Source organism: Amycolatopsis sp. cmx-8-4 (assembly GCF_046548675.1).
GTDB lineage: Bacteria > Actinomycetota > Actinomycetes > Mycobacteriales > Pseudonocardiaceae > Amycolatopsis.
Genome location: NZ_JAEBDZ010000027.1, coordinates 64,128 through 88,686, shown reverse-complemented (window position 1 = coordinate 88,686; position 24,559 = coordinate 64,128). Strand labels below are relative to the sequence as shown.

General features: G+C 71.1%; 16 protein-coding genes and 1 riboswitch. Of the genes, 3 read left to right on the top strand and 13 right to left on the bottom strand.

Annotated features, from left to right (window positions below):
- Positions 1–13 precede the first annotated feature (13 nt).
- From ACLJQZ_RS38735 to ACLJQZ_RS38720, 4 genes are all read right to left on the bottom strand, one after another.
- A complete protein-coding gene (locus ACLJQZ_RS38735) occupies positions 14–1,327 on the bottom strand; it encodes a glycoprotein (protein ID WP_410625479.1) in 1,314 nt (437 codons plus the stop codon).
- 129 nt (positions 1,328–1,456) lie between these two features.
- Complete coding sequence (locus ACLJQZ_RS38730) at positions 1,457–4,030, bottom strand: AAA family ATPase (protein WP_410625540.1); 2,574 nt, start codon at positions 4,028–4,030, stop codon at positions 1,457–1,459.
- Positions 4,031–4,240: 210 nt separating this feature from the next.
- Positions 4,241–4,840: a hypothetical protein gene (locus tag ACLJQZ_RS38725; protein WP_410625478.1), complete on the bottom strand. Its 600-nt coding sequence runs from the start codon at positions 4,838–4,840 to the stop codon at positions 4,241–4,243.
- 4 nt (positions 4,841–4,844) lie between these two features.
- On the bottom strand, positions 4,845–5,285 hold the full coding sequence (locus tag ACLJQZ_RS38720; RefSeq protein ID WP_326953051.1) for a hypothetical protein: 441 nt from the start codon (positions 5,283–5,285) through the stop codon (positions 4,845–4,847).
- 142 nt (positions 5,286–5,427) lie between these two features.
- On the opposite strand from ACLJQZ_RS38720, the gene ACLJQZ_RS38715 reads away from it, so the two are divergent.
- Positions 5,428–6,834 (top strand): hypothetical protein, encoded by a 1,407-nt coding sequence (locus tag ACLJQZ_RS38715; protein WP_410625477.1) that lies wholly within the window; start codon positions 5,428–5,430, stop codon positions 6,832–6,834.
- 73 nt (positions 6,835–6,907) lie between these two features.
- On the opposite strand, the gene ACLJQZ_RS38710 is transcribed toward ACLJQZ_RS38715, so the two are convergent.
- Positions 6,908–8,788 (bottom strand): hypothetical protein, encoded by a 1,881-nt coding sequence (locus tag ACLJQZ_RS38710; RefSeq protein WP_410625475.1) that lies wholly within the window; start codon positions 8,786–8,788, stop codon positions 6,908–6,910.
- 225 nt (positions 8,789–9,013) lie between these two features.
- Between ACLJQZ_RS38710 and ACLJQZ_RS38705 the strand changes: the two genes are divergently transcribed.
- A complete protein-coding gene (locus ACLJQZ_RS38705; protein WP_410625538.1) occupies positions 9,014–10,165 on the top strand; it encodes an FAD-dependent monooxygenase in 1,152 nt (383 codons plus the stop codon).
- 4 nt (positions 10,166–10,169) lie between these two features.
- Here the strand turns inward: ACLJQZ_RS38705 and metH are convergent, their stop codons facing one another.
- Positions 10,170–13,811: a methionine synthase gene (gene metH / locus ACLJQZ_RS38700; protein ID WP_410625473.1), complete on the bottom strand. Its 3,642-nt coding sequence runs from the start codon at positions 13,809–13,811 to the stop codon at positions 10,170–10,172.
- A gap of 14 nt (positions 13,812–13,825) precedes the next feature.
- Positions 13,826–13,904, bottom strand: a riboswitch (S-adenosyl-L-homocysteine riboswitch).
- A gap of 350 nt (positions 13,905–14,254) precedes the next feature.
- Between metH and ACLJQZ_RS38695 the strand changes: the two genes are divergently transcribed.
- Complete coding sequence (locus ACLJQZ_RS38695) at positions 14,255–15,115, top strand: TIGR03619 family F420-dependent LLM class oxidoreductase (protein WP_410625472.1); 861 nt, start codon at positions 14,255–14,257, stop codon at positions 15,113–15,115.
- A 347-nt stretch (positions 15,116–15,462) separates the two neighbouring features.
- Here ACLJQZ_RS38695 and ACLJQZ_RS38690 read toward each other — a convergent pair whose 3' ends face one another.
- The 7 genes from ACLJQZ_RS38690 to ACLJQZ_RS38660 all read right to left on the bottom strand — a co-directional run bounded on the left by ACLJQZ_RS38690 (position 15,463) and on the right by ACLJQZ_RS38660 (position 24,152).
- Positions 15,463–16,848 (bottom strand): sugar porter family MFS transporter, encoded by a 1,386-nt coding sequence (locus tag ACLJQZ_RS38690; RefSeq protein WP_410625470.1) that lies wholly within the window; start codon positions 16,846–16,848, stop codon positions 15,463–15,465.
- A gap of 593 nt (positions 16,849–17,441) precedes the next feature.
- Positions 17,442–18,443, bottom strand: a complete 1,002-nt coding sequence (locus ACLJQZ_RS38685) for a zinc-dependent alcohol dehydrogenase family protein (protein ID WP_410625468.1) — start codon at positions 18,441–18,443, stop codon at positions 17,442–17,444.
- 27 nt (positions 18,444–18,470) lie between these two features.
- Positions 18,471–19,172, bottom strand: coding sequence for an HAD family hydrolase (locus ACLJQZ_RS38680; RefSeq protein WP_410625466.1), 702 nt, complete (start codon positions 19,170–19,172; stop codon positions 18,471–18,473).
- Positions 19,169–19,984, bottom strand: coding sequence for a carboxymuconolactone decarboxylase family protein (locus ACLJQZ_RS38675; RefSeq protein ID WP_410625464.1), 816 nt, complete (start codon positions 19,982–19,984; stop codon positions 19,169–19,171). The genes ACLJQZ_RS38680 and ACLJQZ_RS38675 overlap by 4 nt, the downstream gene beginning before the upstream one ends.
- Positions 19,985–20,036: 52 nt before the next feature.
- Positions 20,037–20,867: an AfsA-related hotdog domain-containing protein gene (locus ACLJQZ_RS38670; protein ID WP_410625463.1), complete on the bottom strand. Its 831-nt coding sequence runs from the start codon at positions 20,865–20,867 to the stop codon at positions 20,037–20,039.
- Positions 20,868–20,897: 30 nt separating this feature from the next.
- The gene (locus tag ACLJQZ_RS38665) at positions 20,898–22,313 is read right to left on the bottom strand and encodes a hypothetical protein (RefSeq protein ID WP_410625461.1); all 1,416 of its coding nucleotides are present in this window, start codon (positions 22,311–22,313) and stop codon (positions 20,898–20,900) included.
- A 348-nt stretch (positions 22,314–22,661) separates the two neighbouring features.
- A complete protein-coding gene (locus ACLJQZ_RS38660) occupies positions 22,662–24,152 on the bottom strand; it encodes a cellulase family glycosylhydrolase (RefSeq protein ID WP_410625460.1) in 1,491 nt (496 codons plus the stop codon).
- Between the last annotated feature and the right edge of the window lie 407 nt (positions 24,153–24,559).

Sequence of the window (24,559 nt, the reverse complement as noted above, 5' to 3'; positions counted from 1 at the left end):
CCCTCAAGCCGGCTCAGATGTGGTGGTCGACGTCGTGGTGGTGATCGACGTGGTGATCGTGCTGCGCGGCGTCGTGGTGCTGCTCGTGTTCGTGACTGTGGTGCTCGGTGGCCGCCTGCTCGTTGAACTGGCTGCCGCCGCCGTGCCCCTGCTCGTTCTGGAAGATGTTGCCGTGGCCGCCGGACGAGGCCTGCTCGTTGAACTGGTTCCCACCGTGCCCGCCCGAGCCCTGCTCGTTCTGGAAGATGCCGCCGCCGTGACCACCCGTGGAAGCCTGCTCGTTGAACTGGTTCCCGCCGTGGCCACCGGAACCCTGCTCGTTCTGGAAGATGCTCCCGCCGTGACCACCGGTCGACGCCTGCTCGTTGAACTGATTGCCCCCGTGGCCGCCCGAGCCCTGCTCGTTCTGGAAGATGCCACCGTGGCCACCGTTCGAGGCCTGCTCGTTGAACTGGTTGCCCCCGTGCCCACCGGAACCCTGCTCGTTCTGGAAGATGCCACCGCCGTGACCACCGGTCGAGGCCTGCTCGTTGAACTGGTTCCCACCGTGGCCACCGGAACCCTGCTCGTTCTGGAAGATGCCGCCGCCGTGACCACCCGTGGAAGCCTGCTCGTTGAACTGATTGCCGCCGTGGCCTGAACCCTGCTGGTTCTGGAAGATGCTGCCCGAGCCGCCCGTCGACGCCTGCTCGTTGAACTGGTTGCCCCCGTGACCGCCCGCGCCCTGCTCGTTCTGGAACACGTCGCCGCCGTGACCACCCGTGGAGGCCTGCTCGTTGAACTGGTTCCCACCGTGCCCACCGGAACCCTGCTCGTTCTGGAAGATGTCCCCGCGGCCACCGTTCGACGCCTGCTCGTTGAACTGATCGCCCCCGTGCCCACCCGAACCCTGCTCGTTCTGGAAGATCGCGCCGCCGACGCCGCCGCCGGAGGAGGCCTGCTCGTTGAACTGGTTCCCACCGTGCCCGCCCGAACCCTGCTCGTTCTGGAAGACGTCCCCGCCGTGGCCGGCCGAAGCCTGCTCGTTGAACTGGTTGCCACGTCCGGCACCTTGCTCGTTCTGGAAGATGTCCCCGCGGCCACCGTTGGACGCCTGCTCGTTGAACTGGTCGCCCCCGTGCCCACCCGAACCCTGCTCGTTCTGGAAGATGTCCCCGCGGCCACCGTTCGACGCCTGCTCGTTGAACTGATCGCCGCCGTGCCCACCCGAACCCTGCTCGTTCTGGAAGATGCTGCCCGAGCCACCGGCCGAGGCCTGCTCGTTGAACTGGTTGCCGCCACCGGAACCCTGCTCGTTCTGGAAAACGTCGCCCGACGAAGTCGTCATCTCGTGCACTCCTGACATTCGGATCGGTGAAGCCCGTGCCCCTCCGTTGTCACCAGTCTTGGGGCGAACCGGCCGCCGGTCATGAGTAGCGGGCTACTCGGCTTCCCGGCCGGGAACCGTGCGGACTACCTACGGGGCGTCGGCGGGACTACTCCCCACCTCGGGCCGGCCCACCACCGAAGCCAGCTCGCGGCGCCCGGAGATACCCAGCTTCGCGTAGACGCCGTGCAGCACGTTGTCGACCGTCCGCACCGACACCACGAGCCGGTCGGCCACGGCACGGCTCGTCAGGCCCGTCGCCACCAAGCGCGCGATCTCCAGCTCCCGGTCCGTCAGGTCCAGCGGCGTCTCCAGCAACGCCAACGCCGGCGTCGCGGCGTCCTCACAGGACGCCAGCCACGACCGCGCCCGCTGCGCCGACGTCCCCGCGCTGCCGAGCTTCCCCTCCGCCCGGTACACCCGCGCCGCCTGCGCCGCGGCCTCCGCGGCGAGCAACCGGGCCCCGGAGTCGGCGAAGCCAGTCGCGACTTCGTCCAAGGAAGCCGCGTCCGCAGCGCGCGCGTGCTCCGCGTACAACGACGGAAGGCGCCCCTCCAGATCCACCGGAACCACCTCGGCGCCGAACCGGAGCACGTCGTGGCGCATCTCCGCCGCGAGCGCGAGCCGGCCTTCGGCGACAGCCGAGGCGGCCGCCGAAGCAGCGAGTTCGGCCGCCCGCGTCAGCTCGCCCCGCGCGGCCGCGACCCAGGCGTGGGCCCACGTGCCGAGCGGCCCCGGAACATCGGGCGCGTTCGCGACCTTGCCGGTCATCGCCGTCGCCCGGGCCAAGGCCGCGACCACTGCGGGGCGGAACGCGTGCGGCTGGTCGTGCGCCTCCGTCGCGAGGGCTTCACGCAGCCAGCGGATCGCGCCGCGGAGGTTGCCGTAGGCGAGCGCGACCGTGCCCAGCGACGCCGACGCGCCGGCGAGCGCCGGGCCCCAGCGGTCGCGGATCGCGTCGCGGTAGCCGTCGCCCGCCAGGTCCTCGGCCTCTTCGACGCGCCCCGCCCCGCACAGCGCGACGATCCGCGCGTGCTCCAGCCGGGCCCGCGCGCCGGGAGCGTCGGCGTCGGAGATCCGCCCGGCGAGCGCCAGGCCCTCTTCGACGACGCCGAGGCACGCCTCGACCCGCCCGCTCTCCGCCAGGGCTCCGGCCGCGACGACCAGCGCCGCCAGCCGGAGCGGGTCGCCGCGACGGTTGCGGTCCAGCACCGGTCCGAGCAGGTCGAGCGCGGCGCCGGCCGCACCTGACGCCGCCCGTAGGGCCGCGCGCGCCGTCGCCAGCTCGTCCACGCCGGACGAAACGGCCGTCTCCGCCGTGTCCAGCACCGCTTCGGCCTGCTCGGCGCGGCCCAGGCCGAACGCCAGGTTCCGGGCCCGGGTCGCGGCGACGCGGGCGTGCTGCACGTCCGACACCGTCTCGCCCGCCAGCTCGGCCAGGAGGGTGTCGGCGTCGGCGTGCCGGCCGCCGGCGATCCGCACCTGGGCCAGCAGGAACTTCGCGGCGAACCCGCCGCCCAGCCGGACGGCCTCCTTCGCCAGCTGCTCGGCTTGGGGGAAGTCCTTGCGCAGCAACGTCTCCGCCGCCGCGCGGACCAGCTGCGGGTCGGTCGGCAGCCCGGCCGCGAGCCGCCACCGGACCAGCCTCGGCTTGTCCTCGGCCCGGCGCGCGCCGGTCATGTCGAGCGTCTGGGCGAGGATCCGGAACGTCTCCCGCTGGCGCAGCGGCGACGTCCGCCGCCGGATCACCTCGGCGTAGAGCGGGTGCGCGAGCCGGACCTCGAGACGTCGCCCGGTGCGTTCGGACACGACCAGCCCGGCCTGCTCGGTCGAGGCGAGAACGCGCCCGGCGCCGAGCCGCACCAGCGGGTCGCTGCCCAGCGTCTCGCCGAAGGCCAGCAGTTCCAGCAGCCGCCGCTCGTCGGCGTCGACGCGGTCGGTGCGGGTCTCGATCAGCTCGACCAGGCGTGGGGTGGCACGCAGCGCCCCGCTCCAGCGCCAGACGCCGTCCTCGGCCGACAGCGAACCGCTGTCGAGGCCGCCCTGCACGAGCTCGCGCAGGAACAGCGGGTTGCCGAGGGTGAGGTGCCACAGCCGGTGCTCCGCGCCGTCGTCGAGCCGCCCGCCCAGCGCCGCGGTGAACAGTTCCCGCGTTTCCTGGCGGGTGAGTTCCCCGATGTCGAGCCGTTCCGCGACGCGGTCCTTCCACATCGCGAACACCGGATCGGGCACGCTCACCCCGTGTGGCGCGATCACCAGCACGAATGCGGCCGCCGTCGCCGCCAATTGGTGGACGAGAGTGGCGGACAAATCGTCGAGCAGGTGCGCGTCGTCGACGCAGAGCACCAGCCGTCTGCCTTCCGCGCCGCGGGTGAGATGCGCGGCGACCTGGTTGAGCCGGTGCGCCCGGTCGGCGGTACCGGTCGCGCCGCCGGGCAGCAGGTGGGCGAACGCCCCGAAGGGGATCGTCGAGGCCGACGACATCGCCCGCACCCAGTGCGTGCGGGCGCCCCCGGCCTCGAGTTCGGCCAGCAAAGCCTTGGCCAGCCGGGTCTTCCCGGCCCCGGCCCGCCCGGTCAGCAGCAGCCCGCACACCTCGGCGTCACCCAGCGCCCGGCGTGCGAACGCCAGCTCCCGTTCTCGGCCGACCAGCGGCCAGTCCATGCCCACGCGTGTTGCCTCCCCACCCCTCGCGCGGCTTTCCGGTGTCCGCGCACACCTCTTCTCCGGATAATGACGACGCCGGGGGCGCCCAAGTACCGGATTCGCACGACAATTTCGCATTAATCGCCGAGCGGCCCGGCAAATGCGACAGAACGGACAACGGATCCGCTATTCCGTGAGCATTTCCCGAGCATTCTCCCGACATCGTGATCAATGGTTTCCCGGTGATTCTTTTTCCCGGCACACCATGATCCCAACGACCCGTGGCAGGACGACGGCGTTCCAGCCCGCCATCCCCGTGACGAGCCCGGGTTCCGGGCCACCGGTCCACACGCGCACCTGCCCCGCCCGCAGGTCGCTGCCCAGGACCCGGCCCCACGGCACCTTCCCGGCGAAGAACCGGTGCCCGCGCAGCCCGCCGGCGTCGGCGTCGATCCGCGGCTGCCCGCCTCCCCCGAAACGGGCCGTCCCGCCGGCCGTGATGACCTCGGCCATGGTCGACGCGATCCGCGGGCAAGCCGCCGACTCCACCAGCTCGACCAGCCGCCGCCAGGTTTCGCGCGCGTCGTCCAGCTCACCCGGCGCGGCGTCGAACCCGAACCGGCACCGCGCGAGGCCGCTGGCCAGGCCGATCGAGTAGCTGGCCCGGTGCGGCCGGGCCGCCGCGTGGTAGGCGACCCGGTCCACCTCGCCCAGCCGGAAGACCCGGTCACCGATCGCGATCTCGTCGCCCGCGGCGGCGAGCGTGCGCCCGCCGCTGCAGATCCGCAGCTCGCCGGAGCCGGTGAACGCGAACTTCCCGGCCGCCATCGCGCTACTTACCGGTCTTCGCCAGGCACAGCACGACCCCGGTCTCGCCCTCCTTGCCCTCCCAGAACACCTGGTCGGCGTCGGGGTAGGCGCTGCACGCGCTGACCTGCGCCTCGGTCTGGGTCTTGTCCTCGACGCGGGCGACGACCTTCAGCGTCGCGGTGCTGTCGCCGCAGTCGACGATCTTCACGTAGTTCTCGCCGCTTTCGGTGACGCAGTTGCCGACCTGCGCGTTCTCGCCGTTGGACCGGGTGGCCACCCAGACCAGCGCGAGGATCGCGGCGACCACGATCAAGAAGATGGTGAGCACGATCTTCTGGCGCCGCTTCGGGTTCTTCGCCTTGGGCTGGGGTGCGCCGCCGGGCGGCGGCGGGCCGGGCATCCCGGCCTGCGGCGGCACCGGCCCGGTCGGCTCCGGGTATTGGGGTCCGTTTGCCTGGGTCATGACGTTTCCTCCCTCGGGAACCTGCTGTCACCTCCTGGGCGTTCCATTCCGTTCCACCACGTTCCACCCGAAGTTCGAGACAGCGCCCGCACCGGCCCGCCAGGATGGGACGGCTCCCCGTACCCGAGGTGAGGACCCGAGGATGACCCGTCTGCCCGCTCTGGCCGTCTCCGTTCTGACGGCTTCCGCGCTCCTGACCGGCGGAACGGCGCACGCCGCGAGCCCGCCGTTCACCGGTTCGGTCTTCCGGGCCACGCACAACAGCTACTCGGGCAACGTCGACGGCGCCAAGAACGCCCTGGCCTACCAGCTCGACCACGGCGTCCGGTTCATCGAGCTCGACATCCACGACAACGGCTACGCCACCTCGCACGACTACGGCGTCGGGCACGACTCGCCCGGCAACCTCGTCGACCACAGCGGCGGCAACCCGGCGTCGAACAACCTGCGCGACTGGCTGGCCACGGTGAACACGTGGTCGGCGGCGCACCCGGCCGCCGCGCCGATCGTCGTCATGCTCGACCTGAAGGACAACCTGACCGACAACGCGAACTTCGCCGCGGGCAACCTGACCGCGCTGAACCAGGAGCTGGAGTCGGTGTTCGGCAGCCGGATGCTGCGGGCGAAGGACTACCCCGCGGGCCAGCCGACCGTGGACGCGCTGCGCGGCCGCGTGCTGCCGCTGCTCTCCGGCGACGCCGGGACGCGCGCGGAGTACAAGCGCGACGTCGGTTACCACCCGGCGGTCGCGCTGAACGGCCGCGGCCAGGTCGTCGAGGTGCACGACTCCGGCGGCGGCGGGCTCTGGTACTGGACCGGGACCTACGGCGCCGACGGGCGGATCACCTGGCTGCGCCACGGGAAGTACGACAACGGGCAGACCCCAGCCGTCGCGCTGAACGACAACGGCGACCTCGTCGAGGTCCACCAGTCGCAGACCGCGACCACGCTCTGGTACCGCGTCGGCAAGCTGGGTGCGGACGGCGAGATCACCTGGCAGGCCAGCCACCAGTACGACAACGGCGTGCTGCCGAGCGTCTCATTCACCAGTGGCACGCAGCTGCGGGAGATCCACCGGAGCCAGGGCAGCAGCCAGAACTGGAGCTGGAACGGCACGCTCTCGGGCACGACGGTCGCGTGGTCCGGCAACGCCAAGACGTCCGACGCGCGGTTCCCGATCGCGACGGCCACCAGCGGCGGCCGGACGGTGACGGTCCGGACCGCGGCCGACGGCCCGACCCCGGCGCAGACGCTGCGGGCGGACACGCCCGGCGTGACCGGCGACCGGATCCGCTACCGCCAGGTCGCCTTCGACGAGTTCCAGAAGGGCGACAGCGCGGAACTGCAGGACGGCGCGCTGTTCTACGGCGCGCCCGCGACGGAGTCGGCGTTCATCACCGCGGCCCGCCAGTCGGGCAAGCTGGTCCGCGGCTGGGACTTCGACTCGGCGGGCGACGCGACGACACCCCTGGCGAGCTATCCGGCGTCGAACCACCCGTACGACGCCTGGTACGACACCCTGCTCACCCAGAACGGCGCGGTCCAGTAGCGAAAAGCCGTGAAGGCCTCCTTACCGGCTCTTATGGCCGGGAAGGAGGCCTTCACGGCTTTCCGGGACCCGCTCAGCCGGGGCGGTAGCAGCAGCGGTTGCCGGTTTGGACGCCGTCGCGCAGGACGTCGCCGATCACCGCGTCGGCCGTCGCGATCCGGGTCAGGGCGCGGCGGATCGCCTTGCCCACCGCGATCCGCGCCTTCTCTTCGGCGCCGGCGAACTCGCGGACGCGGCCGGCCAGCCCGGCCGCCGCCGAGAGTTCGCCGACCAGCCAGTCACGCTCGGAGCGCACCCGCTCGGCGCGGCCGTCGTCGTGGTTGGCCTCGTGCTCGTCGAGCTCGGCTTCCAAGGTGGCCAGCCACTTGCGGTAGTGGCTGGTCGCCGCCGGGTCCAGCACCGGCTGCCCGGACGTCGCCGCGGCCGTCACGCCGGGACCGGCGGCCAGGTCGGCGGCCGACAGCTCGTAGCCCGGGTTGTCCAGCAGCGTGGCGAGGTAACCCATGCCGACGCTGTGCTCGACCAGCACCGACCGGCCACCCAGCGCGAACAGCCACTGCCGGCCCTGCCGGCGGCAGGTGACCCGCCCGGCCGGGCGCGCCGGTGCAGCGGGCAGCGTCATCCCGAGTTCCGTCGCCTCCCGGGTCGCCGTCGCCAGTTCCCGGGCGGCATCGGGTACACCGAGCAACGCCAAAGCCTGCGCGAGCCGGGCCCGCGAGAGCGCGACGGCCGGCCAGTGCGCCAGCGCCAGGTTGTCCCGCACCGCCGCCCGGAAGTGGGTGACGGCCCGCTCGGGCTCGCCCGCGGTCAGCATCGCGACGCCCAGCGCGTGCTGCACCGAACCGAAGCAGGCGACGGCGAGGCTGGCCGTCATCGGCAGCCGCGCGAACGGCGTCAGCAGCGCGTACGCGGCGAGCGCGGACTCGACGTCCGAGACCAGGCACGCGGACTCGACGATGCCGTACATCGACACCAGCCAGCTGCTCGACCGCGGCAGCAGCGCCAGGTCGCGGCCACGCAGCCGCGCCAGCGCCCCGGCGGCCTCGCGCTCGTCCCCGGCCGAAGCGGCGGCGACGGCCAGCCCGGCGACGAGCGCGTTGTCGACCGCGCTGAGCGTCGGCGAATGCACCGTCTCACGCAGCACCGGCAGCAGCTCGGCGACCCGGCCCTGGTACCAGCGGATGGCACCGAGCTGCGCGGTGTACCAGCCGGTCGCGTCGGCGTCGCCCGCCAGCTCACCGCGCCGGGCGCAGGCCGCGGCCCGCTGCTCGGCCTCGGCGAACCGGCCGGCCCGGATGCAGAGCATGACGTCGATCGCGTCGAGCACGAACCCGACCGCGAGGTGGTCCTGCTCGGCCAGCAGGCTCCGCAGGTCGGCGAGCCCGCGCTGGGCGTGCGCGTCACCGTCGAGGAACAGGTCGACGGTCCGCCACAGCAGGCCCATCAGCAGGTCGCTGCGCCGCGACGTCCGGAAGCCCTCGGTGATCAGCTCCTGGGCCAGCGCCCGGCGCTGCCCGCCGTGGTCCGGCCCGAGCAGGCAGTGGTGGGCCAGGCTGGCGGCTTCGGCCCAGGCGACCGGGTCGCCCGCGCGCTTGGCCTCCTCCAGCACGGCGAGGATCTCGTTGCTCTCCCCCGCCACGTAGTCCGCTTCGCCGGCCAGCCGGGCCTTCAGCCGCAACGCGAGCGAAGAACCCGGGTCGACGGCGGACCGCGCGCTGCGCAACCGTGCCTGCAGCAACGCCGCCGCGGGCGCGCCGCGGTGCTCGTGCACCCACAACCCGGCCAGGCCCAGCGCCGCGCGGGCCATCCCGGCGCCGTCGCACTCCTGATCCGCCGCGCGGTAGGCCCGGTCGAACCACTCCCGGCCCGCGCGCAGGTCCCCGTCGGCTTCCAGCGCGCGTTCACCGCGGCTCAGCAGCTCGCCGACCCCGGTCGTCACCGGCTGCGTTTCCATCCCCAGCACCGTGCGCCCCCTCTCCCCCGCGAGAATGGTCCTCCCGGACCCGAGGCTGGTCAACAAGCGAAAACCACCGGGAAAACCGGCCTCCCCGCCGGGAATTTTCCGTCGTCACCGTCCACTCTCGACGGTGACGCACCGGGTGCTGACGGTGGCCGTCAGCGCTTCGCCAGCGACCGGTAAGGCCCGGCGGCGAAGCTCTGCCCCATGACCAACGACGCCATGAAGAACCTCAAGGTCCTGATCTCCGGGGCGAGCATCGCCGGCCCGGCCCTCGCCCACTGGCTGCACCGCTACGGCTGCAGCGTCACCGTTGTCGAGCGCGCCGCGTCCGTGCGCCCCGGCGGCCAGGCCGTCGACTTCAAGGGCCCCACCCACCGGACCGTGCTGGAGCGGATGGGGATCCTGGAGGAGGTCCGGAAGCGGGCGACCGGCGGGCAGGACCAGACGGTCGTCGACGCCGCCGGGCGGCCCCAGGCGGTGATCCCGGGCGAGTTCACCGGCGGCGAGATCGAGATCCGCCGCGGCGACCTGGCGGAACTGCTGTACGAGCGCACGGCCGCGGACTGCGAGTACGTCTTCGGCGACACGATCACGTCGCTGACCGAGACGGCCGACGGCGTCGACGTCACCTTCGCGAACGCCGCGCCGCGCCGCTTCGACCTCGTCGTCGGCGCGGACGGCATCCACTCGAACGTCCGGCGGCTGGCCTTCGGCCCGGAGCACGACTACGTCAAGTTCCTCGGTCACTACTACGCCTTGGCCGAGCTCGGCGAGCAGGTCGCCGACGGCGAGGCCGTGATGTACAACGAGCCGGGCCGGATGGCCGCGGTCGGCGGGCCGAAGGCGTCGGCGTTCTTCGTCTTCGCTTCACCGGAGCTCGACTTCGACCGCACGGACACCGAGCGGCAGCGCGCACTGCTGATCGACGCCTACCGCGGCGTCGGCTGGCGGGTGCCCGACCTGCTGACAAAGGTGCCGCGGGCGCGCGAGTTCTACCTGGACTCGCTCGCCCGGGTCACGATCGAGCACTACTCGCGCGGCCGGGTCGTGCTGCTCGGCGACTCCGCCTACGGCAACACCCTCGGCGGCTTCGGCACCGGCCTCGCGATCGTCGGCGCGTACGTGCTGGCGGGCGAGCTGCTCGCGGCCGGCGGCGACCACCGCACCGCCTTCGCCCGCTACGAGGAGCAGTTCCGGGGCTACGCCAAGATCTCGCAGCGCGGCAGCGCGGGCCCGTTCCTCGCGCCGCCGTCCCCGCTGCGGATCAGGATGCGGGACTGGACGTTCAAGTCCCGCTTCCTGCTCCGCATGATGCTCAAGGCCACCGACAAGTTCGCCACCGACATCGAGCTGAAGGACTACTCGAGCTGACCGGCTACGCCTTGGGCTCGTAGGCCAGGTTCGGCCGCAGCCACTGCTCGACCTCGGCGACCTCGACGCCCTTGCGGCGCGCGTAGTCCTCGATCTGGTCGCGGTTGAGCCGTCCGATGGTGAAGTACTTCGAGTCCGGGTGGGCGAAGATCAGCCCGGACACGCTCGCCGCCGGCGTCATCGCGAACGACTCGGTCAGGGCCATGCCCAGCTCGTCGGCCTCCAGGAGCTCGAACAGCTCGCGCTTCTGGCTGTGGTCGGGGCTCGCCGGGTAGCCGAGCGCCGGGCGGATGCCGCGGAAGCGCTCCGCGTGCAGGTCCTCCAGCTTCGGGTCGGCGTCCGGCTCGAACCAGCCGCGCCGCGCCTTGAGGTGGATGTACTCGGCGAAGGCCTCGGCGAGCCGGTCGGCCAGCGCCTTGACCATGATCGCGCGGTAGTCGTCCTGCTCGGCCTCGTACTTGGCCGCGAGCTTTTCGGCCCCGTGGATGGCGACCGCGAAGCCGCCGAGGTGGTCGCCCTCCGGGGCGATGTAGTCGGCCAGCGAGCGGTTCGCGCGGCCCTCCGGCTTCGACGTCTGCTGCCGCAGCATCGGGAACCCGATGTGCGAGAACTCGCCGTCGAGCAGGATGTCGTCGCCCTCGGTGTGCGCCGGCCAGTACGCGTACGCGCCCTTCGCGGTGAAGCCGCCCTCGGCGATGATCTGGTCGAGCAGCGTGTTCGCGTCGTCGAACAGCTCACGCGCGACCGGCTGGTCCAGGATCGCCGGGTACTTGCCCTTGAGCTCCCAGGCCAGGAACAGGAACTGCCAGTCGACCATCTCGCGCAGCTCGGTGATGCTCGGCTCCACGACCCGGACGCCGGTGAACTCCGGGGTCGGCAGGTCGGCGAACGACACCGTCTCCGGGTTCGCGCGCGCCTGCTCGAGGCTGAGCATCGGCCGGCGCTGCTTGTTGGCGTGCTGCTCGCGCAGCACCTCCTGGTCGGCCCGGTTCTTCTCGGCCAGCACGATCGAGCGGTCCGGGTCGAGCAGGTCGGACACCACGCCGACCACGCGCGACGCGTCGAGCACGTGCACCGTCGCGTTGTCGTAGACCGGGGCGATGCGGACCGCGGTGTGCTGGCGGGACGTCGTCGCGCCGCCGATGAGCAGCGGCATCTTCAGGCCCCGGCGCTGCATCTCGGTGGCGACGTTGACCATCTCGTCGAGCGACGGCGTGATCAGCCCGGACAGCCCGACCGCGTCGGCGCCCTCGGTGACCGCGATGTCGAGGATCTTCGCCGCCGGCACCATCACGCCGAGGTCGATCACCTCGTAGTTGTTGCAGCCGAGCACCACGCCGACGATGTTCTTGCCGATGTCGTGGACGTCGCCCTTGACCGTGGCGAGCACGACCTTGCCCTGGCCGTTCGACACGGCCGCCTTGCCCGCCAGCCGGGCCGCTTCCTTCTCGGCCTCCATGAACGGCTCGAGGTAGGCGACCGAGCGCTTCATCACGCGCGCGCTCTTGACCACCTGCGGCAGGAACATCTTGCCCGCGCCGAACAGGTCGCCGACGATCTTCATGCCGTCCATCAGCGGGCCTTCGATCACCTCGAGGGGCCGGGCCTTGAGCCGGCGCGCCTCTTCGGTGTCGTCCTCGATGTAGTCGACGATGCCGTGCACGAGCGCGTGCGACAGCCGCTCCTCGACCGTGCCTTCGCGCCAGGACAGGTCGACGACGCGCTTGGTGCCGCTGCCCTTGACGTTCTCGGCGAAGCTCACCAGCCGGTCGGTGGCGTCCTCGCGGCGGTCGAACAGCACGTCCTCGACCAGTTCGAGCAGGTCAGGCGGGATGTCCTGGTAGACCGCGAGCTGGCCGGCGTTGACGATGCCCATGTCGAGGCCGACCTGGACGGCGTGGAACAGGAACGCCGAGTGCATCGCCTCGCGGACGATGTCGTTACCGCGGAAGGAGAACGACAGGTTCGAGATGCCGCCGCTGATGTGGACGCCGGGGCAGCGCTCCTTGATCCGGGGCAGCGCGTCGATGAACGCCTTGGCGTAGCCGTTGTGCTCGCTGATGCCGGTGGCCACGGCCAGCACGTTCGGGTCGAAGATGATGTCCTCGCCCGCGAACCCGGCCTTCTGCGTCAGCAGGTCGTACGCGCGGCCGCAGATCGAGACCTTGCGGTCGGCGGTGTCGGCCTGGCCCTGCTCGTCGAAGGCCATCACGACGACGCCGGCGCCGTAGTTGCGGATGATCCGGGCCTGGGCGAGGAACGGCTCCTCGCCCTCCTTCAGGCTGATCGAGTTGACGACACCCTTGCCCTGGATGCAGCGCAGGCCGGCTTCGAGCACGGTCCACTTCGAGCTGTCCACCATCACCGGGATGCGGGCGACCTCGGGCTCGGTGGCGATGAGGTTGAGGAACGTCGTCATCGCCTCCTCGCTGTCGAGCAGGTCGGCGTCCATGTTGACGTCCAGCAGGTTCGCCCCGCCGCGGACCTGCTCCAGCGCGACGTCGACGGCGGCCTGGTGGTCGTCGGACTCGATGAGCCGGCGGAACCGCTTGGAGCCGGTGACGTTGGTGCGCTCGCCGATCATCACGAACCCGGTGTCGGCGTTGATGCCGAACGGCTCGAGGCCGCTGAACCGGGTGAACGCGGGCGGCGCGGGGACCTCGCGCGGGGTGACGCCCTTCGCGGCGGCGGCGATCTTCTCGATGTGCGCCGGGCTGGTGCCGCAGCAGCCGCCGACCAGGTTGACCAGGCCGTCGCGGGCGAAGCCGCCGATCAGCCCGGCGGTCTCGTCCGGCGTCTGGTCGTACCCGCCGAACGCGTTCGGGAGCCCGGCGTTCGGGTGGCAGGCGACGTAGGTGTCGGCGATCCGCGACAGTTCCTCGACGTGCGGGCGCATCTCCTCGGCGCCCAGCGAGCAGTTGACGCCCACGACCAGCGGCTTCGCGTGCTCGATCGAGCTCCAGAACGCCTCGACGGTCTGCCCCGAGAGCGTCCGCCCGCTCAGGTCGACGATGGTGACCGAGATCCACAGCGGCAGCTCCGGCGCGACGTCGCGCGCGGCGGCGATGGCGGCCTTGCAGTTGAGCGTGTCGAAGATGGTCTCGATCATCAGCAGGTCGACGCCGCCCTCGACGAGACCGGCGATCTGCTCCGCGTAAGCGGCCTTGACCTGCTCGAACGAGACGGCGCGGTACGCCGGGTCGTCGACCTTCGGCGACAGGCTGAGGGTGACGTTGAGCGGGCCGATCGACCCGGCGACGAACTTGCCGCCGAACTCGTCGGCGGCCTGGCGGGCCAGCTGCGCGCCGCGGACGTTCATCTCGTGGACGTGGGCCTGCAGGCCGTAGTCCGCCTGGCCGATGCTGGTGGCGGTGAAGGTGTTCGTCGTGGTGATGTCCGCGCCGGCCGCGAGGTACTGGCGGTGCACGTCGAGGATGACGTCCGGCCGGGTGATGTTGAGCAGGTCGGGGTCACCGGTGACGTCGTGGGTGTGGTCGCCGAAGCGGTCACCCGTGTAGTCGGCCGGGGTGAGCCCGGCGCCCTGCAGCATCGTGCCCCAAGCGCCGTCGAGAACCGCCACCCGCTGGCTGAGCAGCTCGCGCAGCCGCGCGGTGGCCTCGGACTCGTGCGGGGTGATCGGGTTCACCGGCAGCCTCCCTCAATCGGGAGGCGCCCTTGGGTGGTTGGTCCCGGCCGAGCGTGGCGGGCCCCCTGGCCCGTTGCAGCGCCTCTCGGCCTTCGAACCAGGGTACTGGAACCCCGGCCCGGCACACCATCCCGCCCCACGGGGCCGTCCACTGGCTGGGACGCCACCCACGCGCGTCCACAATGGATCGTCGGCTCCACTTTGCCACCACCCCGTTCCGTCCGGCCGTTCCCGGGCTCACCCACTATGACCCGGCAAACGTCGGCGCTCTGCTCCCTGCCTGCTTACCCGAGCGGCATCCATCAACACTCGATCGACGCTCGATCCGGTCACGCACAGCACGCACAGGTATACCGAAAGCGAGATCCGCCACCCGCACCGGTCCCGCGATGCGGGACGACGGCCGCTTGAAAACTGAAACACGTTCTAATACAGTCCGTCGCGTGGACTACGGAATCGTGCTGTTCACCAGCGACCGAGGCATCACCCCGGCGGCCGCGGCACAGGCCGCGGAAGCCGCGGGGTTCGCCACCTTCTACGTGCCCGAGCACACGCACATCCCGGTGAAACGCGAGTCACCGCACCCGCGCACCGGGGACGCGTCCCTGCCCGACGACCGGTACAGCCGCACGCTCGACCCGTGGGTGGCGCTGGCGACGGCCGCGGCGGTCACCGAGCGGATCCGCCTCTCGACGGCGGTGGCCCTGCCGGTCGAGAGCGACCCGATCACGCTCGCCAAGACGATCGCCAGCCTCGACCACCTCTCCGGCGGGCGCGTCACGCTCGGCACCGGGTTCGGCTGGAACGTCGACGAGCTGACCGACCACGGCGTGCCCGGCAACCGCCGCCGCACGGCCCTGCGCGAGTACCTCGAGGCGATGAGTGCACTGTGGACGGAGGAAGAAGCCGCCTACGACGGGGAGTTCGTGTCGTTCGGTCCTAGCTGGGCGTGGCCGAAACCGGTCCAGGCGCACATCCCGGTCCTGCTCGGCGCGGGCCCGACGGAGAAGACGTTCCGCTGGATCGCCCGCCACGCGGACGGCTGGATCACGACACCGGCGGACACCGACCTCGACGGCCACGTCGCGCTGCTGAAGGAGATCTGGCGCGACGAGGGCCGTTCCGGGGCGCCGTCGATCCACGCGCTGGGCGAGCGCCCGGACCCGCCGCGGCTGGCGCACCTGGACTCGCTCGGCGTCACCGAGGTGATCTTCGGACTCCCGGACCGCTCCCCCGACGAGGTCTCGGCCTGGATCGGCCGGCTGGCGGGAAAACTCGGCCTGGCCACGGCCCCTGTCGCCTGACCACCAACCCGGCCACCCCGGTCACCGTGTTGGCCACCCCGGTCACCGTGTTGGCCACCCCGGTCACCGTGTTGGCCACCCCGGTCACCGTGTTGGCCACCCCGGTCACCGTGTTGGCCACCCCGGTCACCGTGTTGGCCACTCCGGTCACCGTGTTGGCCACTCCGGTCAGCTTCGGCCGCCGACGGAAACCGCCGAGGCTTGCGTGGCTGCCGGGTTTTGTGGGGCGCGGGCTGGCGGTGCAGGTAGCCGAACGCTGGCTGGAACCCGACTGCGGCGCGAGGACTCGGGAACGGAAACGGCGGGGGTGCGGTCTTCCCGCACCCCCGCCGTTCGGACTTCCGGAATCAGCTCTTGACGGCCACGCCCTGACGCGCTCGCAGATCCAGCTCGATCTGCTCCAGCGAACGGCCCTTCGTCTCCGGGACGATCCACTTGGTGAGCACGAACAGCACCACGTTGATCCCGGCGAACAGGAACATCGAACCGCCAATGCCGAGCGAGCCCACGGCGGAGATGAGCGGGAACACCGCGCTCACGATGCCCGTCGCCGCCCAGAGGATGACGCTGCTGACGCCCATGCCCGCCGCCCGGTACTTGAGCGGGAACACCTCGGCCATCATCACCCAGACGACCGCGCCCCAGCCGAGCTCGTAGCCGACCAGGTACAGCACCATCATCACCAGCATCAGGATGCCGCGGGTGCCGGTGTCGTGGACGTTCAGCACCACGAGCCCGGCCGCCACCAGCGTGATCACCATGATCACGTTGCCGATGAGCAGCAGCGGCTTGCGACCCCAGCGGTCCACCACGAACACGACCCACGCGGTGAACAGGAACTTCGTCACGCCCAGCAGCACGCCGGACAGCAGCGCGGCCTGCGTGGCGAACCCGAGGCCGATCAGCATCGTCGGGAAGTACGCGTTGATCGCGTTGACCCCGCTGAACTGCTGCCCGATCGCGAGCAGCGCGGCGACGATCATCATCGGCCGCACGAAACCGGAGAACAGGTCGCGGAACCGCGGCTTGCCCTCGGTGTCCATCTGGATGACGTCGCGGATGGTCGCGATCTCCTCGTCGAGGTTCACGGTGTTGCCGTGCGCACTCGCCAGCACCCGCCGCGCCTCTTCCTCCTGGCCGTTCTTGACCAGCCAGCGCGGCGTCTCCGGCAGGAACGCGAGCCCGACGAGCAGGATCGCCGCGGGCACGATCGCACCGGCGAACATCCAGCGCCAGGCCGAGATCGGGCCGAGGAAGTAGCTGGTCAGGAACGCGATCAGGATGCCGAGCACGATGAAGATCTGGTTCAGCGCGCCCATCGCGCCGCGCAGCCGCGCCGGTGCCAGCTCGGAGAGGTAGGTCGGGACGGTCGAGGACGACAGCCCGATCCCTAGCCCGATGACCAGCCGCGAAATCACCAGGAACGCGAACGTCGGCGAGAAGGTCGCCGCCAGCGTGCCCACGATGACGATCGCCGCGGCGACCATGATGGTGCGCCGCCGGCCGAGTGCTTCGTTGATGCGGCTGGAGAACAGCGCGCCCACGATGGCACCGACCGAGAGACTGGCGGTGATCACGCCCTTGTCCCAGGCGGTCAGCGACCACGCTTTCCCGATGAACGGGAGCACCCCGGAGATCACCCCGAGGTCGTATCCGAACAGGATTCCGCCGAGTGCGCCGAAGAAGTACAAAGTTGTTCGGCTGATATGCCGTGGCGGGGCCGTCTGCGTCATTGCCGGGTCGCCTCTTTCATAGGTCCAGTCCAGCCAGCGGCCACCACACTCACACGCCGGAAAAAACCGGGCAAGACAGTCCTTGATAACGATTCAGAAACGTGATCGCCATTCACATATGTGACAGGGTAAGGCGCACGTCATTGCTCCGTACGCCGACTCTTCATTCACAACCTCGAATGGGTACGCAGTGGACACGGATCAGCCCGGAAGACGGTGCAAAGATCCACAATGGACAAAATGCGGGGCGCGATTCGTGAAAGCGCTCCCGGAACCGGCGGGCGGCAACCGGACGTATTCGGCGTTATACGCCGAGCGGGGGAAGAGGAGGTCCGGACGCAGCAGGAGGGGGTTCAACCCACCCCCAGGTGGTTGAACCCCCTCCGCGCCCCCAGACCGGACCGCCGTGCCGAGCAGCCGCAGCCTGCTCGGACGATGTCCGATGTCTGTCGAGTACCACTTTCCTCGGTACCGGCATCCGCCGCCATTCCTGCCCGGAGGGCAGTTTTTCGGCCCCGCGCACCCCGCTTGAGCTGCGGAAATCGTAGATCGAGGTGCAGAACTACCCAGCCGGGGCGGCAAAAATTACCCGGTCACGCGCTTTCCAGCACGACCTTGCCGACGTGGGCGCCGGACTCCAGGTGCTTGAAGGCGGCCGCGACGTCGTCGAAGGCGAACCGGCGGTCGATGACGGGCCGCAGGCCGGTGCGTTCGATCGCGCGGTTCATGGTCTGGAACGACTCGCGGGAGGCGTTGGTGAGCCCGCGCAGGGTCAGCTGCTTGACCAGCACGAGCACCGGGTCGGCCGCACCTTCGTGGGTGAGGACGCCGGCGACGCTGACGTGCCCGCCGACGCGCGCGGCGAGCATCGACTGGCCGATCGTGCCGCCCCCGCCGACGTCGACGACGTGGTCGACGCCGCCGCCGGCCAGCTCCGCCGCGGCGAGACCCCACTCCGGGGTGGTCGTGTAGTTGAGGGTGTCGGCCGCGCCGAGCTCACGCAGCCGCGCCAGCTTCTCGTCGGAACTCGACGTCGCGATGACGCGGGCGCCGGCGAGCGCGGCGAACTGCAGGGTGAACGTCGACAGGCCGCCGCTGCCCAGGGTGAGCACCGTCTGGCCGGGGAACACCCCGCCCTCCTCGACGACCGCGCGCCACGCCGTCACGCCGGCGCTGGGCAGCGTCGCGGCCTCGGCGTAGTCCAGGTGCGCGGGAATGGCCACCAGCGCGTCCTCCGGGAAGACGGCGTACTCGGCCAGCGTCCCGTCGAGCGAGCCGAACAGGTCGTCCGCGGTCTTCTCCGGGGTGCCGGGGCCCGCGAGCCAGTTCGGGAAGTACGTCGCGGCCACCCGGTCGCCCGCCGACCACGCGCGCACGCCGTCGCCGACTCCGACGACCTCGCCCGCGCCGTCGGACAGCGCGACGACGTCCGGCTTGACCGGCTTCGGGTAGAAGCCCTTGAGGATCATCAGGTCGCGGGCGTTGACCGCCCAGCCGTGCAGCCGGACCAGGACCTGGCCGGGGCCGGGTTCGGGGGCGTCACGCTCGCCGAGGACGAGTCCGGCGCCGGGACGCGGCAGGGAAAAGTACTTCACAGCGGCTCCAAGGAGGTGGGAAACCCATCAACAGGGCCAGTGTGTCGAAGTCGCCAGCTCTTCGTCGACCATCGCGAGAAGATCCGGGGTCAGTTCGGCGAGTGTCGCCGGGAAGTGCCGGACGCCGAGCCCGGCCATGAACTCCCGCTGCCGCGCGTGCGCCGGGCTCGACGGGAAGCCGAGGAAGCCGGCGCCGTGCTCGCGGGCGTCGGCGGCCACCCGGCTCACGTCGTCGACGAACACGATCTCGTCGAACGCGACGTCGAAGACCGTGCGGGCGATGTGCTCGACACCCGGCCGGTGCTCGTTGATGCTCACGTACGGCACTTCGGCGTCGAGCAGCGCGGTGAAGTCGCCGAGGTACCGGTCGAACGTGTGCTCCCGGGTGCGCCCGCCATAACAGACCAGCCGCACGGGCAGGCCGCTCAACGCCGTCAGGCAGTCCTGGACGCCCTCGGCCACCCGGATCGGATGCTCCCGCAGGTACTCCTGCCGCGCGGCCCAGAGCTGCTTCAGCGTCTCCTCGGCCGGTTGGTCCAGGGCACAGAGCCGGGTGACCTTCTCGGCGACGACGAGGTCGCGCAGCCCGATCACATCCCGCTCGGCTTCGGCGTCGTACACCCCGCCGTGGTCGGTGACGAACCGGGCGATCATGTCCAGGTAGGTGTCGTCGATGAGCACGCCGTCGCAGTCGAGGGCGACCACGCGGAGCTTGCGCAGGGCGCTCACCGCTGCGCGAACACTTCCCGCGCGGCCGCGATCGCGTTGAGCGCGGCCGGGAAGCCGCAGTAGAACGCCAGGTGCAGAATCGTCTCGACGATCTCCTTCTCGGTGCCGCCGACGTTGAGCGTGGCGTGCAGGTGCACCTTCAGCTGCGGGGTCGCGGTGCCGAGCGCCACGCACGCGGCGATCGTGACGATCTCGCGCAGCCGCAGGGTCAGGTGCGGCCGGGTGTAGATCTCGCCGAAGGTGAACTCGACGATGTACCGGGCCAGGTCGGGCGCGATGTCTTGGAGCGCCTGGGCGACCTTCTCCCCCGCGTCGCCGTCGACGGCCTTCATCGCGGCCAGGCCGCGCTCGTAGCGGTCCTCGATGCCGGCCCACGGCACGTCGGCCGCCTCACCCGTCGGCGGTTCTTCGGCCGGCAGAGCGGCGAACACGGTCTTCAGCTCCCCCAGCGCGTTCAGCGTCGCCGGGAACCCTGCGAACGAGCTGATCTGGATGGCCGTCTCGACCAGCTGACGGCGGGTGCAGCCGACGTTCAGAGCGGCCTTGGCGTGGAACTGCAGCTGCGAACCCGCGTAGCCCAGCGCGATGAGCGCGGCGACCGTCGCCAGCTGCCGGTCCGGGAGCGGGAGGCCGGGCCGGTGGTAGACGTCGCCGTAGATGAACCCGACGCACTGTTCGCCGAACTCCGCCTCGCCGATGCTCTCGAACAGGTCCAGCACGGCCGGGCGGTCCACCCCGCCGAGCTGCTGGATCAGTTCCAATCCCTGGGCGAAGGACGCGGCAGCGCGGTCCTGCTCCGGCACGTCGGACATCGTCGTGAGGTTCCTTCCGCAGTGGTGTTTTCGTCGGGCGGTGGTGCCTTGCTCAGCCCAGGTAGGCCCGGGTGGCCTGGTCGGCCTTGCGGCGTTCCAGGGTGTCGATGCGTTCCAGCCGGATCATCGCGTAGTCGATGCCGGCGGTGGCGACGGTGCGCCCGTGCTGGCGCACCGTCGCGGTGGCCCGGAACTTCAGGTGGTGCGCCCGCTCGAGGTCGGACTCCTCGATGCGCGACTCGACCGTGGCCGGGAGCGGGAACAGGAAGTCCTCGAAGGACATGTCGATCCGCTTCCACACCCCCGCGTAACCGGCCGAGGTCAAGGCGGGGCGGACCGCGGTCTCGAACTGCGCGATGCAGATCTGGCGCATCGCCTCGATGATCACGATGCCCTGCACGTGTTCGCCGGTGTGGTGGTCGAGGACGAGCTCGTTGTCCCGGTGGACGCGCAGGTCGGCCCGGCAGAGCGTGACCTCCGGGCTGTGCACGCCGGCGAGGAGGACGTTCTCCGCGCGGTGCTTGTGGACGATCGCCGGGGCCACCGGCAGCGGCCGGAACGCGTCCGGGTCCGCCAGGAAGACGGTGGCGCCGCTCTTCTCGGCGGCGGCTTCCAGCAGGTCGCAGTCCGTCCCGTCGATGCCCTGGCCGGGGTGGACGACCCAGCTGCAGCCGGCCACGTCCGGGCCGTCGGACGTCATCAGGGCCAGCAGCCCCGACACCGTGAACACCTGGTCACCGCGGGCGAACCGGGCGAAGCGGTCGGCGACCACCACGACCTGCCGGCGTGTCCGGCCGTGCAACGCCCAGTCGGGGGCGGCGTCGGCCGGTTCGGCAGGACTGTCGTGGGGTGCCCGGCACGCAGAACCATCAGGTCCTGCCATCGGCACCTCCATCCGGGATCGGGTCGAGCGTCACTCCCGCGTGGACGCCTGCGCGTCCACAAGGGCCTCCGCGAGGTTCCTGGCCGTCGGGACCGAGCGCCAGCGCGGACCGGACAGCTCGGCGGCGAGGACCTTGAGCATGGCACGCACCATGTCCGGCTGTCTGCTCACATCCGCGATCAAGAGCGGTTCCACTTGCGCGGCGGCGCCCTCGAGATCGTCGAGCAGCAGGTGCGCGCGGCCCATGTCGATCCGGATCATCGGGTCCATCGCTTCCCAGCGGTTCTCGAGCGACAGCCTCTCGTAGGCCTCGCGCGCGGTCCCGAACTCGCGCAACGCCGCCGAAGCCTGCCCGACCGAGAGCAGCGACGTGCCGGCCATGTAGTGCCGGCGGTCCTTCGTGATGTTGAAGAACTGGTCCTCGCCGCCGGCCCCGAGCTCCGGGTCCTCGATGCTGGTCCAGCGCGCGATCGCGTCCAGCACCTGCGGCTCGGCCCGCACGGACGACCACCCGCGCGCCTCGGCGAGGATCAGCGGCGCGTCGGTGAGCCGGCCGCCGACCTGGTAGTTGAGCCCGTCGGCGGCGAGCTTCGCGGACTCCACGCCGTTGCCGGCCCAGAACGCCACCCGCGCCTGCGACGTGCGGACCCAGCGCCGGGCGAGGAAGTCGTCGGCGTACTGCGTGTAGAGCCAGGCGGCGGAGTTCAGCTCGCGCGAAAGCCGGTACCGCCCGAGGTCCCCCGCGATCCACGCCATCATCGCGGCGCACTTCGCCCCGACCATGAGCAGGTCCTGGGTCTGCTTCGGCCGCTGCCGGCCCTTCAGGAGCGCGGCCGTGCGTTCCTCGACGACGGCGAGCTGGCCCAGCACCGAGTCGGGGGCGGTCCGCGTGTACGCGCTGCCCAGGAAGTTGAGGTCCGACCACAGGTCGTCGAGCTGGACCTCGTCCACGTTGGTCGTGGTGAGCAGGATGGCGTCGTCGAGCGAGGTCACCCCGACCTCGATGGCCGCGCCGGGGTCGACGTGGACGATCGAGCGGATCGGGTAGGTCAGCGCGGGCGCCGCGGCCTTGGCGGCGACCGGGACGACGGCCACGGGCGCGACCGGCGCAACCTGCTCCACCGGCTCCACGTCGGCGTGGTACTCGGCGAGGTCCTTCGGCGGGAGCTGCTCGAGGTCACGCAGCCCGAGCAGGGACTTCCAGCTCGTGCCGTAGACCTGGGCCAGCACCCGCAGCGCCGCGAACGTGGGCCGGACGCCGCGGTCGGGCCACTGCTCGTACTCCCAGATACGGGTCCCGCGCATACCCGCGCGGGGGTCACCCGTAAGGGTGTTGTACTGGTGCGCCGCCACGTCGAGCGACAACTCGGACGCCAGCCGCCACGCCGTGCGGGGCGGGACCCGGCATTCGACGATCAGGTTCTCCGCCACGCGCGCCGGGATCACCTCGTCAGGAAACCCCAGGGCGGCCAAGCGATCGCGCAGCTGTGCACGGTAGGGCTTACTCCCTGGCTTGACCTGTCGACTCATCGTTCATCCAACGATTTCCGGAGTACTGGTGCACCGGTCGACAGTACCGCAGCGTGACCGTTACGGCCCACGATGTGACAAAGGTGCGGCTCACGTCCGGAAATCGCCGTCAGGGGCGGAACGAGGCCGGAAAAGGGTGGTGCCGGCCGACCTGGGGGTCATCGGCCGGCACCACGGGGCGGGCGAACCCGCCTCCGCCATTATGCATGTGCGGACGCCCGCGCGCAGCGCCGGACGAACTTCTCACACTTCGGTGGACGCGGGTCAGCCCGCGGCGAGGAAGTGCTGCCGGACGCCGGCGCCGAACGCCGTCGGCGTGCCGTCGTAGGCCGAGATCAGCGCGGGCCCGGTCGAGCAGTTCCAGGTGTTCCAGGTCCAGCCGAGGTAGGACGCCTGGTGGCGGTCGAGCCAGTCCATCAGGCCGGTGACGTACCCGCTCCCGCAGTCGTTCTCGCCGATCTCGCCGGCGACCAGGGGCGCGGCCGCCGCGACCGGCGCGAGCTGGGCGTCCCAGCAGGAGGACGAGCTGCAGGTGTTGAAGTTGTACGAGTGCCACGACGCGACCAGGTTGCCCGCCGGGTCGCTCGGCTTGTACTGCAGCCACTGCGTGAGGTCGTTGGAGTAGGCCAGGCCGCCGAGCATGAGCACGTTGGTGGCGCCGGTCGCGCGGACGGCGTTCACCAGCGTCTGCATGCCCGCCACCGCGTAGCCGATGCCGGTGCACGCGGACCCGCCGTCGCGCCAGCACGTCCAGGCCGCCGCCGAGCCGGCGACCGCGCGGTCGAGGTAGGGCTCGTTGAACAGGTCCAGGATCGTGGCGTCGTCACCCTTGAACGCGGTCGCGACCGACGTCCACAGGTCCACCGCGTGCGCGGCGTCGGTCATCGGCTTCTGGCACGTCGAGTTGACGTCGGTGCACGCCGAGGAGTTTCCGGTGTAGACGCCCTGGGTCCAGTGGAGATCGAGGATCGCGACGAGACCGTTCCGGTGCAGCAGGTCCACATAGGACTTGAGCGCGGCGCGGTAGGTCGCGCCGGCGTAGGCGGGCTCGACGTTCGGCAGGCCGAGCCAGCAGTCCTCGTTGAACGGCACGCGCACGACGTTCGCGTGCCAGCTCTTGATGGCGGCCACGGAGGCGGCGTCCATCGGGCCGTCGAAGATGCCGTTGCCCTGCACGCAGGCGAACTCGCCGCCGGAGCGGTTCACGCCGCGCAGGGTGACCGACGCGCCCGCGGAGTCGGCCAGCCGGTTGCCGGCGACGTGCAGCGCGGGTGCGCCCCCGGCCGGCGGCGGGGTGGTGGTGACGGTCGTCGGCGGCGGGGTGGTCGTCGGGGGTGGCGTGCCGCCGCAGGGCGCGCCGTTGACGCTGATCGACGCCGGCGCGGTGTTGGTACCGCTGTAGCCGAAGTTGGCCCCGGCGGTGATCGACGAGCCGGGGGCGACGGTGCCGTTCCAGCCCGCCGGGGTGACGGTGACCGTCTTGCCCGTCTGGGCCCAGGTGGCGTTCCAGCCCTGCTGGAGCTGCTGGTTCCCGGCGTAGGCGTAGCTGATCTGCCAGCCGGACAGCGGCGCCGTCCCGAGGTTCTTCAGGGTGAGGTTGGCGGTGAAGCCGCTCCCCCAGTCGTTGACCGTGTAGCCGACTTCGCAGGCCGTCGCCGCCGAAGCGGGCGAAGGCGTGCCGAGGGTGAAGGCCGTCGTCGCGCCGACGACGGCGAGCGCGCTGAGGGCGCCGAGCAGTGCTGGTCCGGAACGCATCGATCACTCCTTTGTGCACGACCTGGATATGAGAGCGCTCCCAGCACCGGTGGACGCTACCGCGCGGCCCGGCGGCTGTAAACCTCGTGGCGAACGCCCGCGAACAACCCGGAATCCACTCCAACGGCGGCATCCGCCCGCTCCTGCCGGTGGCGCAGCGCGACCGGGACATTTCTTTGCCGCCAACGGGTTCGGCCGTTCAGGAGTGTTCAGTGGCCGATCCCGGGGAAACGGCCCCGGAAAGCCGTCCACCGGATCGAGCCGCGTCCGGGTCGCGCTTTACAACGACGATACGGCGGGGTTACCTTCTCGTCGGCTGGAAGCGCTCCCATGCCAGGTCACGATCACCAGACCGTGACCACGAAACACCAGGGGCGCCGTGGCTTCCGCTACGGCGCCCCTGCTCG